Below are 13,080 nucleotides of genomic sequence, written 5' to 3' on the forward strand. Positions count from 1 at the left end.
TTATCTATGGGGTTAACCTTTCTTTTTTCGACGTGGGGAAAGAAAAAGGATATTTCCTGGAGAAATGGTCATGAGTGCAGAAAGCTCAGGACGATTCACGTTGAAAGAATTAAATCGCATTAAGGTTCTACAAGATGTCATTGATCGTAAAATGACTCCAGGTCGTGCGGCCGTGGTACTCGGCATTACACCACGCCATTGTAGCCGACTGATAAAACGTTACCGCGAGCATGGCCCTTTAGGCATGAATAACATTGCTCGAGGTAATCCCAGCAATCGTTTATTGCCAAAATCATTCACTGACCAAATTGTAGATATCGTTAAGAAAAATTATCCTGACTTTGGACCTACGCTAGCACGCGAAAAACTAGAAGAAATACATGGGCTGACTATTGGTAAAGAAACACTTCGTAGGCTGATGATCCGTGCAGGTTTATGGATCCCGAGAAAAATGCGAGCCCCAAAAATTCACCAACCCCGGTATCGACGCCCTTGTACCGGTGAATTGATCCAAATTGATGGCTGTGACCATGATTGGTTTGAAGGACGTGGTCCAAAATGCACAGCATTAGTCTATGTTGATGATGCGACGAGTAAAATCATGGAGCTCCTTTTTGTCCAGACTGAATCCACATTTACATACTTTAATGCCACTCGGCGTTATATTGAAAGACATGGAAAACCATTGGCATTTTACAGCGATAAGGCTGGCACATTTAGAATTAATAACAAAAATGCTATTGGTGGCGACGGTCATACTCAGTTTGGTCGGGCTATGCATGAGTTAAGTATTCAAACCATTTGTGCAGAAACCAGCCAAGCAAAAGGTCGTGTTGAACGTGCACATAGCACACTTCAAGATCGCTTGGTTAAAGAGTTTCGCCTTAAGAACATCAGTTCAATCGAGGCTGCAAATGCATTTACTGATGAGTTTATGGCTGATTATAATCATCGCTTTGGTAAGCTCCCGCACCATGAATATGATGTCCATCGACCGCTAGAACAAGATGAGGATTTGGATACTATTCTAACCATCAGAGAATACAGAAAAGTCTCTAAAAACTTAACTATTCAATATGATAAGATCGTTTATCTGATTGAGGATAGTGAATATAGCTGGCGAGCTATTGGTAAATGCATCGATGTTTATCACTATCCAGACGAACGTAAAGAACTACGGTTGAATGGCATCCCCCTTCCCTTTATCACGTATGACCGACTGTCTGATGTTGACCAAGGTGCTATTGTGGACAACAAACGGCTTGGTCGAACTCTCGAACTCATTAAAACAGTTGTCGATGATAAGAGAGATAACCGGCGCTCACAATCTGTGCCAGCTGGAAATGGGCCGTCACGACGCAAAGAAAAAGCGCAAGGCAAAAAATCCCAGCGCTCTATCGATCAAAATGACATGCTAGAAGCCCTCATTAAACTTCAAGGGCGTTCAAAGGAGATTTTTGACAAAAGCTAGAATTTATGGCTTATTTAGACTAGTACGGTGAACCTCTTACAAAAAGCTTTACCATCATTAGTTTTATGTAATGAGCGAAAATTATTATGATGCCGGTAAAAATGAAACTATCTGACAAACCTAAACTTAAACAACTTTCAATAGAAAAAATTGAAACCTCTTACGAAATAACACAGTGGCTTACCCAATTTAGCGATAGTGAACAATCTTTTGCTAAACTTATATTGAGTAAATTAATCTTTGTTAGCAGAGATGAGTATACGAAATGGCTGCGAAAAGCGATTTCTAGTTTACCAAATAACCATAAACATGCCCTATTTTCAGTTAGGAAATTACCGAAAGAAAATCATATACTATGGGATTCTCAAGGTGAAATTGTCGATAGACCGGGCTGTTCTCTAGGAAGCGAGGACTTAGTATATTCAATCATTTCCAATCTGGTACGCTCAAATAAAGACTTTTTGATAGAGCACCCATCTCTAAATGAACTAAAAAGACATAAGATTCATAATTATATTCTTATTGATGACGCTATAGGTAGTGGTGACAGGGTATCTGAATTTATTAATGCCATGCTTAGCAATCCCACTTTTTTAAGTTGGTGGAGCTTAGGGATAATAAAATTTACTTTACTTTCATTTGCTCGCACACAAGGTTCAGAGTGTAATATAATTAATAAAATCCGAGGTTCAGATCATGGCATCAGAAAATTCAGAAAATCAGATAAAATAAATTTCATAAGCGAAATTGTTTATAATGAGAAATGGTTGGAAACTCGTTGGGGAAAACAATATGATGAAGTTATAAATCTTTGTCATAAGAAAAAACAGATCAAGCTGTGGGCTCGGCTTGGATATGGTGAAGTATTATCGAATATTATCTTTTATCATAGCGTACCGAACAACATCCCCGGGATGCTGTGGTTTACAAATAAAAAGTGGCAAGGTCTTATGCCCGATAGAGCGATTCCTAGTTGGTTACTTGATTTAATAGAAAATGATTATAAACAAGAAATATCTGCTTCATCACCCTTATCGCCTGAAATATTGAAATTACTAACACTCATCAAACGTGGTATGAGAGATAAAAAAAGTTTAGCTTTGCGTTTGAATATTGACTGTTCTTATGTAGAAAATTTAATTCAGTATTCGGAAACACTAGGGCTATTGACAACTCAAAAACGTTTGACTAAAGTTGGACTCGATTTACTTATAGCTTCTAAGCATATTGAAAACAATAATGTATGGGACTTTAGTCTATACATTCCAGAATCTTGGTGTGCTGATCGGTATTCTATTCAGCCGTTAAACAAGAATGAGTGATTTATCACCACTTGTTTGACAGATTCTGTTGTAGCTTCTGTTACAATAGATGGGGATGTTGGAGAAACGTCTCTGGTAAGATCTAACGCTAAGGCGGCTACGCCGCCCTTCAATGTCATACCTTATGGGCCTTCGAAGACTCGGAAAATGTACGACACTGATGGCCCCCTGGGCTCAAAGGATAGGTGAATGGAAATCTGGTCAGTACACCAACTTTATCAAGAAGCAGAGGCGTCTTTAGATAAAGAATCAGCATTAAATTTAAGAAATTACGCAAATAACCTGAAAAAAAGAAATTTCCCTGTTATTTTTAGTTTACGGCATCTTTCAATAATTACAGGTGTTGATTATAGCGTATTACGTTCGACAGTAGCACGCAGACGAGAATCAGCTAATTATCGCATGTTTGCCATTAAAAAACGTTCAGGTGGGCGACGTCATATACATGCCGTAACTAGCGAATTATTCAAAGTTCAACACTTCATCAATAGTGTAATACTACAAAAGATAAAACCCCACAATGCTTCTTATGCTTTCCACTCAGATGGCGGAGTTAGAAAATGTGCAGAGCAACATTGTGGTGCCCGTTGGCTGTTTCAATTTGATATTGCTGATTTTTTTTATTCTATTAACGAATCAGATATTTATAATATTTTCGTTAGTGCTGGATATCGCCCATTGTTAGCATTTGAACTGTCAAGATTATGCACTACTTTGCGACTACCTACACATTTACGTTCTTTAATTTTATTACCAAAATACTCAGTAAAAGAATATAAATTTTATAATCAATATAATACCAACCACCACTCACGGATAATACCAGAGCCTTTTCCTTTAGGTGTACTTCCCCAAGGAGCACCAAGTAGCCCAATGCTCAGTAATTTGGCTTCCGAAAAACTCGATGTTTCTTTAGCCGATTATGCTGATAAAAATGGTTTCATCTATACCCGATATGCCGATGATATAACATTCTCTTGTGGTAATGATCTAGCGGATGGAGTTTCAGTTAAAAAAGTTAGGCGAGATGTCATAAGTATCATTCGTAAACATCATTTTATTGAAAACACAAATAAAATAAGAATATCTGGCCCAGGCTCTAAAAAGGTCGTTTTAGGGTTACTTGTTGATGGTAACGCACCAAGATTATCCAAGGAAACCTATAAACGTATTGACCGCCATCTTTATGCAATTCAAAAATTTGGTCTTAATGAAGTTGCAAAATATGAAAAATTCGACTCTCCAATAGGTTTTTATAACCATGTAGCTGGTTTGATTGCGTATGTTAAAGATGTTGATAATGCAAGATGGTTGCAATTTCATCAAAGATTTTCCATTATAAACCATCCATAATAATCTTATGTAACGCACACAATTATCATATGTCTTTATTTATCTTTGAACACATGAAGTAACATTTCACATGTAAATACTAAGTCACTATTTCGATATTCCACCCTTTAGCTGTAAGTATGTCGACCAGTTCCTTTGAAACACGATTCTCATTTGCGGCAAGACACAGTAGTTTCGTTGGACGGGACATCGCTACATAAAGGTTTCTCATTTGCGCCTGCTGTGTTTTGGGGAGTTTTGAAATATCTTTTTTTGCTGTCCCAGTGATGTATTCAAGCCCCAATGCAACATCGAACTTACGGCTAGTCCCTCCGTAGGACTCTAAAATCAAAGATGCAGCATGAGTTTCTCCCTTCATTCCAGCAACCGTACCTAACCCAATGTTTATATATCTTTCATTATGGTTAATTTCATATTCAGCTGAAGTAGAACTATTTGATGTATCTATATCTAGAGTGTCTTCAAAAACATTCAATCCTTTGAATATATTAAAATTCATATCTATAGGAAGGTATGGTTCAAGTTCAGTAAATAGTAATCTAATAAGGGTGTCTCTTTGATCACGTGAAGAAAGATCTTCACTAAAAAGTACAAGTTGTCGCGTTAGCTTATTAATATTTTTTTCTGTTATTGCGGTATTCAATATGCGTGGTAATGCTCGTGCATCACGAATATCTTGTACAAGTGATGAACCTGCTGCGCGCAAAACAAGCAGTAATGACCTGCGTATATCATAACATCTTGAATTAAATGATTTTTTATTTAAAGTATCTTTGCTATTGCCAACAAGGCCCCAGAAACTTTCAGACCTTACTCGTGTGCTTGATGTTCCTCCTCTATAACTCGGGCAATAGTCGAGAAGATGGCGTCCTACATCAACATTACCTTCTCCTCTTTTGCGTGCACTCATTGCTTTCACTTCTCGAGCACCTATATCGCTTTCGCTAAGCTGCTCGATAACCATTCGACCGAAATACGGAACTACTTTGGTAGCATCATTCGTTTTATACAAAAGTAAGGTTGGAGCGTGAGTATCCCCTCCTTCACCAACAACTGCTTCACCACTGACTCGAACACATCCTACTGCATCTGAAATTGCTTTACCGAAACGTTTGCTAGTACTTATGCATCCATACCCTTCTCTGGGGAATGTGAGTAGCTCCGTATGTTCCTCGTTCGGAATAATTTTCTGATCTATGTCTCCAAAGCGTTGCATTGTAGAACGACCATCAAAAATACGATTCAACAATGATTCTTGTTCCCAGGAGGTATCTTGCATTTCATCGATGAATACAAATGGGAAACGACGATGAACAACATCAAGTAATCTCGGGCAGACCTTGAGCGCATAGTCTGCAAATGCAAACATGTCACTGTGTCGAAAAATGCCTTGCTCAGTAAGCATTTCTTTAAGGGCTATAAGAGATCTGTACGAGTTTGTGTGTGGTGCAGGTAAACTACCGGCTTCAACATGCACTTTAAGCTCAGCTGTTCGATAGAACATCGTTGTAGCTATTACATCACCATTCATCTGATTTTCCAGATAAAAGCGAAGTTTTGAAAATTTCCCCATCCGCAGCAGTGATCTAGCTTTATCTGCGAATACATCATCATCAATAACGTCAACCTTCATTCCACAACTACGCAATAATGGTAAAGAAAAGAAGTGATTGACGAAACTATGGATAGTACCAATGAAATGAGGATAGCTTAGAAGTTGAGCGCCCTCAGTCGTACTGGCAAGTCGATCTGCAATTTCATTGCGAGCCACATTAGTATGGCTTAAGACGCAAATTCCACGGCGTGAATGAGTCCACTTTTTAGCGAGTAATAACAATTTCGCAGCAAGAAGTGATGTTTTTCCGCTACCAGGAACTGCATTAAAGTCACGAGACCCGTTTTCAAGCAAAGCTGAACGACGTTCAGTGTCATCGAAGTTCAAATCTTTAACTAGCATCTTCAACTCGACTAAATCGATTGGAGATAGATACACGGTATTCATTAGTTACCCCCTACACACCGATTGATGTCTCTGTATCGGTTTTTGCTCTAAGAACCGATAGAGTTGTCAGATGTGATAGAGCTGTTTGTAGGTAAGGTGGAAGTTTACTGAACAGTTCTTCATTCGTACCATATTCACCAGTACAGATTAGATGGGCTGCATACTGAGCAGCAATTGCTTTTGAAGCATCCTTTTCTTGTAAAGGTTGATAAATGATTGCAGCGAGCTCTTCGGCACTATGTCCCGCCCCCTCCAGTATTGACCATTCTGCTTCAGCTGCGGCAAGAGTGTCAGTTTCGTCACTTTCCTCAAGCCTTTCATCTCCGGATTTAGCTTTAACAGCTAAGGATATAGCAAGATACATTAATTTAGCGCAGCCATACAATGCCAGATCATATTCTAGTGTCCATCTGTCCGATACGCAGACGATTGTTGCTCCGCCTTCTGCTCGCTCTTTCTTTCTCTGTACAACTATCTCTATTTCACCAGCAGTATAATCAGTATCAAAGCGCTTTCCCTTGGCTGGTGCTGAAACATACGTTTTTGCGACATTTGGTACAATATCACGGTCTGTCAGGCAGACAACAGGAATTGGAATTTCTGGACCAATCCCTTCTCGCTGTAGAATACGAGCGTAATGGTAAAGACCTGTATTACCAACATTAACAATCGATACTCCATGCTCAGATAAAGAACGACCACACATCTCTGCAATAGCTGGGAGTAAAATTGCCTCGGCAGGCCCTTCTACCATTATGACTCCTCGAGCAAAAAAAAGATTAGCTTTAGTCGCATCAATAAAGCGGCGCAAGAAAGAGTAATCAGTTCGTTTGAGCTTAGTTTTACCAATAGCTAGAGGAAATGTTTGAGCTCGGTAGACTAACGTCATATCTTCGATATTTGCAGTTGATACCAAAGATGGGCTATGAGTCGTCATTATTACTTGTACTCGTTTTTGTTCATGACTTTCTTTTGAATACTCTTTGAAAAGTGCCATTACGCGTTCTTGTAACTGTGGATGAAGGTGGGCTTCTGGCTCTTCAACAAGAAGTAAACCGAGCTCTTCACCATCTCGCAACAAGACAAGTTCCGTAGCCATAAACAATGCATTATTATATCCAAGACCTCGAGCGCAACGCGCATCAGGATTAATATGTGTATCTGGTAACAATGATAACTCAAATTTTTCTAAAATAGGTGTTAGTGCAAGATCTGGGGCAATACGAATACGTGACTGAATGGTACTTCCTGAAAATGCGAATTGGCTCAGATAGTTATCGTTAATATCTTTTTCTACACTCTTTATAACAGGATGTTGACCTAAATGGTGTTGAGTAAATGCCATTAATCCAACCAAACAAGAAGGTATGTTACTTGGTAATGTAGGGTCGAAGTCATTTACTTCTTGGCCTGTAATATTGTTATGAGCTCCAAGAATTTGAGATAGGCGAGATTGACGCCCTGAACTGAGTTCTGCTTCCGCATCACGTAAAGGTCTTAAGTAGGTTGTTCGTACTAATTCTCTTACAGCATAACCTATTTCTGGTCCGCTACCGTTAACTCCTGTTCGAATGATAGTTTCAACCCGTGATCGCTTGGTCGCGAGTGGTGGGTGAAAACGTGCTTCAAGGTGTAGTATAAGTGAGCAAGTTCCATCTTCATTAAGAGTAAGCCATTCAAGAACAGAGGCCTCTTGGTCTTCGTTTAGTCCACATAAAGTAGCTTCTATACAAAGAGAATTAGAGCGACTTGAGCCGTGGATGTGAAAATCGTGTTCAAAAAGGCGGATATTTTCATAACTGGTTGTCAGTAATATCTGGCGGATTGCATCAACGATGCAGGTTTTTCCTGCATCGTTCTCTCCTACAAGGATATTTAGCCCAGGATTTAGCTCCCAGTCGAGCTCACAAGCTGATGAATTATCACCAAAAGCACGATAATTACGTGCGCGGATGTGCTTAAGATACATATTCTCTCCGTTGTTAAATCTCCATTTCGTATTCAAATAATGTAGTGGAATTACGGCAGAGTATCTACTGCGTTGGTGCACAGTTGGTATTATTTGCCCTGTATAACTATTCCCCATTGAATGCCAGTTATGTCACTAAAATACAACCAAGTCAGACAATTTACGCTTATTTTTTTGAATCAGCTTTCTTTTCATATCGTTATATGCCCCTTTTTTCTCATTTTATTATTGTGACCTTGTCATATATTTCACGCTGTTTTATATGCTCATATGTATCTGAGTATTCGAGTTTTCTGGTGTTATCGTTGATGCAATCACTTTAACTTGTTGTATTAAGCCTTCCAGTTGCTTGATATTCAGTGTTTCAGGCGTAGAATCCCGCAATAATTTAAATTGAAGTTCAGCATTCTTAACCAACGTCAATTGTGTGATTTCGGGCAAATGAAGCATGAGCAAAATGGCAGCAAGTTGAAGATTATACTGACGACTTTGTACCTATGCGAACCAAAGTATGAAATAAAGAAATCCAGCATTCTGTATTCCCTCAAAAGTTATCGACCCGCACTTGACGCCAAACAAAAATATAACGGTACATTACTTCTATAATGACTGGCTTACTTACTCATATAGATGTGGTCACATGGCTAACAAACTGAACCTTAACTGGCCTGAATTTTTAGAAAAATACTGGCAGAAAAAACCCGTTGTATTGAAAAATGCATTTCCTGATTTTGTCGACCCTATCACTCCGGATGAACTGGCCGGTTTGGCGATGGAGCCGGAAGTTGATAGCCGCCTAGTCAGTTTTATTGATAACAAATGGGAAGCGAGCCATGGCCCGTTTGAGGACTACAGCGAATTAGGCGAAAAAGGATGGTCGCTGCTAGTGCAAGCCGTCAACCATTGGCATATGCCCGCCGCTGAACTGGTGAAACCGTTCCGTGTACTGCCCGAATGGCGTCTTGATGACTTGATGATCTCCTATTCGGTGCCTGGCGGTGGTGTCGGGCCACATATTGATAACTATGATGTTTTTATCATCCAAGGAATGGGGCGCCGCCGCTGGCGAGTAGGAGACGCCCTTCCCATGCGTCAGTTTTGCGCACATCCGGCATTATTACATGTTGACCCATTTGAGCCGATTATTGACGTGGAAATGGCGCCGGGCGATATTCTGTATATTCCGCCGGGATTCCCTCACGATGGTTTCACCTTCGAAGATACCATGAACTATTCTGTCGGCTTTCGTGGCCCGACCGGACGTGATTTGCTGAGCAGTTTTGCAGACTATGCACTGGAACAGGATTTGGGCGGAGTAAATTATGGTGATCCTGACCTGAAAGTCAGTAAAAATGCGGGAACTATGGAACCTCATGAGGTTGAACGCCTACGAGCCATGATGATTGAAATGGTCAACAAGCCCGGTGATTTTGAACAATGGTTAGGCCGTTTTGCAACCACCCCTCGCCATGAGCTGGATATTGCCCCGACAGAACCGCCGTATCAGCCGGAAGAAGTACTGAGTGCGCTAAATGCCGGTGAAAAACTGATACGGCTAAGTGGACTGCGTGTTATGCGCATCGGAGATCATTTCTTTGTTAATTCAGAAGGTTGGAATACCACAGAAATAAAAGGTGCCGACGCATTGTGCCAGTTAATTGAAGTTGGAATAAATGAACTCGATGAAGCACTAGAAAACCCAGTTTTTGTCGCGGAGTTGACCGAATTTATTAATCAAGGATATTGGTATTTCGAAGAATAAATGACATCAGCCTAACAAGATAAAACACCTGCTGACGGGTGTTTTATCTCAACATTCCCTTTGCACTTCAAACTATCCATCATTATTTAAAGATAATAAAAGCATCAGCCAACCATTCTGATTACTCTTTATGAATAGAATTTCACTTTAAGCTTATTCTGTTATCTCAACTGATTAAAATCCAATATGATTAAAAACTATCAAAAAAACTAATTTATCCAGCTAATGGGGTATCAATATGTTTGTCACTCGCAAATTCACCAAAGGAATTTTATTTGTATCGGCGTTAGCGTCATGGCAAGCATTTGCTGAATCAGCGCCGCTTCTACACCCTCTTAAACTCAATCAAGCCACGATCTTTTTACGTGGTGCCGAGTTAACGAATAGCGCCACTGTTAATTTACCGCAAGGCGAAAGTAAACTGGTTTTTACCAATGTTGCTGACCACCTTGATCAAAAAAGCCTTTCTATTAGCTTAGATAATGAAGATGTTTTGATCCGCTCAATTGACGTGCAAACTGTGGCGGTAGACCCCGTTTACACGGGTGAAGTGGCAAATTTAAAAACGCAAATAGACGCGATAACCAAGCAAATTTCAGAGCTTAATATCAAAATAAAAGTGGGTGATGACCAACTCGCTTTACTGAAAGATCAGCGTTTTTTTGGTGAAACAACGACATTATCCCTTGAGCAGTCTGCATCCAAATTGGAGTTTATTCGTAAACAAATGTCTGCGATATTGAGCGAAAACTTAACGTATCAGCATCAGATTGATGAATTAACAGAGAAACACGCGTTATTGCAGGCAAAATTTGAAGGAATTCTTCCCGATAATATTGGTGAGCAAACGCAAATTGTGTTGACGGTTGATACGCCCCAAAATTTGAGCACTAACATGCAAATTTCGTATGTCACTCCCGATGCAGGTTGGTCCCCAAGTTATGATATTCGCGCTAAAGATATTGATAAACCAGTCAATATTACCTATAAAGCTGACGTTATTCAAAATACTGGCATGGACTGGGACAAAGTTAAACTCACCCTTTCCTCTGCTAATCCAACGCGCAATATCACCCCGCCATTTTTAACGCCATGGTTATTGTCCGTTTACGATCAATATAATCAAGGTGATATGAATAGAAAAATGTCCGCGTCGATGGATATAGAGATGGCAGCGCCTGCTGCGCCTGTAGCAGAACTCTCTGCAGTAAAAAAACGCAGCCCGGGAATGGCAAACTATGTGTCCACCAACACCAATGGTGTGAATCTCAGTTATAACATCGACTTGCCTTTTAGCTTAGCTTCTACCCCTAAATCAAAATCCATTACCATTAAGCAAGCGGATGTTGATGCTAAATATCGTTATACATCAACACCAAAAATGTCGGAAGAAGTCTATTTGCAAGCACAAATTGATGACTGGGATACACTGAACTTACTGAATGGCCCTGCAAATATTTACTTCATGAACAGCTATGTGGGTGATTTTTATGTAAATTCGGGGCAATTGACTGAGACTCTCGATATTCCATTCGGGGTGGATGATAACATTCAAATTTCTCGCGTGAATAATGCAGGTATGCGTAAAAAGCCGACCTTTATGGGCTCCACGGTTGAGCAAAAAGAAAGTTTCTTAATTAAGGTACGTAATACGCGGAGAAATGATATTAAACTGTCTGTTTATGACCAACTCCCGACGAGCAGAGATACCGATATTAAAGTGATCAACCCTGAATATAAAGGCGGAAAACTGGATGAAACAGAGAATAAAATTGAATGGGATTTAACGCTCAAACCGCAAGAAACCGCAGAGTTACCATTAAGTTATACGCTGAAATACCCTAAAAATAAGCAGATTAATGGATTATAACTGACTAAATAAGTTAATTATTTCATCAATGTAAAAGAACTAAATAGGGGCTTGGAAGCCCCTTAATAATAAGGTTAGAATGATTCAAAATAAACAACGATAACAACCTGAGGTACCTAATGATTATTCTAGTAACCGGCGCAACATCAGGATTTGGTGAAGCTATTGCTCGCAAATTTATTCAGCATAACTTCACTGTGATTGGGACAGGACGCAGAACTGAAAGATTAGATGCATTACATCAAGAATTGGGTGATAAGTTTTATCCATTAACTTTGGATGTGCAAGACCGAAAAGCCATTCAACACGCTGTAGCCAATTTGCCTGCCCACTTAAAAAATATCGATCTTTTAGTCAATAATGCGGGGCTTGCTTTAGGATTAGAGCCTGCATTTGATGCAAATCCGGATGACTGGGAAACCATGATCAACACAAATACCAAAGGCTTAGTCAATATGACTTATGAAGTGCTGCAAGGTATGGTGGAAAAAAATCACGGGCACATTATCAATATTGGCTCTACTGCTGCATCTTGGCCATATAAAGGTGGTAACGTTTACGGTGCAACCAAGGCGTTTGTAAAACAATTTTCTTTAGGATTACGTGCAGATTTAGTAGGTAAAAAAATCCGTGTGACCGATATTGAGCCAGGGTTAGTCGGTGGAACTGAGTTTTCAAATGTCCGCTTTAAAGGCGATGATGAAAAAGTCACAAACACCTATAAGGGCGCGGATGCCCTTACTGCTGAAGATATTGCGGAAACAGTTTATTGGGTGGCAACACTTCCGGCTCATATGAACGTTAATACACTAGAATTAATGCCAGTATGCCAAACATTTGCTGGCTTAACCGTACATAAACAATAATAAATTTTCGTACTATTCTTTAAAGACGGCATTATTGTTTATTAGCTATACTCTGGTTATAGAGCGAGTATTGAAACGAAAGGAAATTACATGAGCACGTCACAAAAATTTATCAAAAATGGCCTAGCTGCAATCTGCTTCTGCCTCCCTTTGATGTGGGTTAATGCGGCGCAAGCAGCTAATACATCATGCGCTGCGGGTAGCACTTGTGTTTCTGTCGGTAATGGCAGTAATGACCCATTGAATAAGGAACAGGCGCGACAAGATAAAGAGCAGTGGGATGAAACTAAAATGCTACGTTCTAAAGTTAACCGCCGTACCGAAAAAGAGTTTGATAAAATTGACGCGGCATTTGATGCTAAAGATAAATGTGAGAAAAGTTTGAATCTTAATGCTTATTGGGAGCCAAATACTCAACGTTGTCTTGATGTTAATTCAGGTCGCCCAATCATCAATCCTTAGTTC

Annotated in this window: 9 protein-coding genes; 7 read left to right on the forward strand and 2 right to left on the reverse strand. The window is 39.8% G+C overall.

Translation table 11 applies throughout. The annotated features are described in order from the left end of the window. Positions 1–70: 70 nt before the first annotated feature. The 3 genes from LDO51_RS15885 to LDO51_RS15895 all read left to right on the forward strand — a co-directional run bounded on the left by LDO51_RS15885 (position 71) and on the right by LDO51_RS15895 (position 4,146). The gene (locus LDO51_RS15885; protein ID WP_225575350.1) at positions 71–1,471 is read left to right on the forward strand and encodes an ISNCY family transposase; all 1,401 of its coding nucleotides are present in this window, start codon (positions 71–73) and stop codon (positions 1,469–1,471) included. Positions 1,472–1,557: 86 nt separating this feature from the next. Beyond that, the gene (locus tag LDO51_RS19800; RefSeq protein ID WP_225575351.1) at positions 1,558–2,793 is read left to right on the forward strand and encodes a phosphoribosyltransferase-like protein; all 1,236 of its coding nucleotides are present in this window, start codon (positions 1,558–1,560) and stop codon (positions 2,791–2,793) included. Between the two features lie 189 nt (positions 2,794–2,982). After that, complete coding sequence (locus LDO51_RS15895; protein WP_225575352.1) at positions 2,983–4,146, forward strand: reverse transcriptase family protein; 1,164 nt, start codon at positions 2,983–2,985, stop codon at positions 4,144–4,146. Between the two features lie 79 nt (positions 4,147–4,225). Here LDO51_RS15895 and LDO51_RS15900 read toward each other — a convergent pair whose 3' ends face one another. Both LDO51_RS15900 and LDO51_RS15905 read right to left on the reverse strand, forming a co-directional pair. Next, positions 4,226–6,148: a UvrD-helicase domain-containing protein gene (locus LDO51_RS15900; RefSeq protein WP_225575353.1), complete on the reverse strand. Its 1,923-nt coding sequence runs from the start codon at positions 6,146–6,148 to the stop codon at positions 4,226–4,228. 10 nt (positions 6,149–6,158) lie between these two features. After that, complete coding sequence (locus LDO51_RS15905) at positions 6,159–8,117, reverse strand: ATP-dependent nuclease (RefSeq protein ID WP_225575354.1); 1,959 nt, start codon at positions 8,115–8,117, stop codon at positions 6,159–6,161. Between the two features lie 640 nt (positions 8,118–8,757). Here LDO51_RS15905 and LDO51_RS15910 point away from each other — a divergent pair. The 4 genes from LDO51_RS15910 to LDO51_RS15925 all read left to right on the forward strand — a co-directional run bounded on the left by LDO51_RS15910 (position 8,758) and on the right by LDO51_RS15925 (position 13,077). Further along, on the forward strand, positions 8,758–9,879 hold the full coding sequence (locus tag LDO51_RS15910; protein WP_225575355.1) for a cupin domain-containing protein: 1,122 nt from the start codon (positions 8,758–8,760) through the stop codon (positions 9,877–9,879). A gap of 238 nt (positions 9,880–10,117) precedes the next feature. After that, positions 10,118–11,749 carry a DUF4139 domain-containing protein gene (locus tag LDO51_RS15915; protein ID WP_225575356.1) on the forward strand — a complete coding sequence of 544 codons (1,632 nt, stop codon included), beginning with the start codon at positions 10,118–10,120 and terminating at the stop codon, positions 11,747–11,749. Between the two features lie 119 nt (positions 11,750–11,868). Further along, positions 11,869–12,615 carry a bifunctional NADP-dependent 3-hydroxy acid dehydrogenase/3-hydroxypropionate dehydrogenase YdfG gene (ydfG, locus tag LDO51_RS15920; protein WP_225575357.1) on the forward strand — a complete coding sequence of 249 codons (747 nt, stop codon included), beginning with the start codon at positions 11,869–11,871 and terminating at the stop codon, positions 12,613–12,615. Between the two features lie 90 nt (positions 12,616–12,705). After that, a complete protein-coding gene (locus LDO51_RS15925) occupies positions 12,706–13,077 on the forward strand; it encodes a DUF1283 family protein (protein WP_006659792.1) in 372 nt (123 codons plus the stop codon). The last annotated feature ends 3 nt before the right edge of the window (positions 13,078–13,080 follow it).

This window comes from Providencia alcalifaciens, assembly GCF_020271745.1.
In the GTDB taxonomy this organism is placed as follows: Bacteria; Pseudomonadota; Gammaproteobacteria; order Enterobacterales; family Enterobacteriaceae; genus Providencia; species Providencia alcalifaciens_B.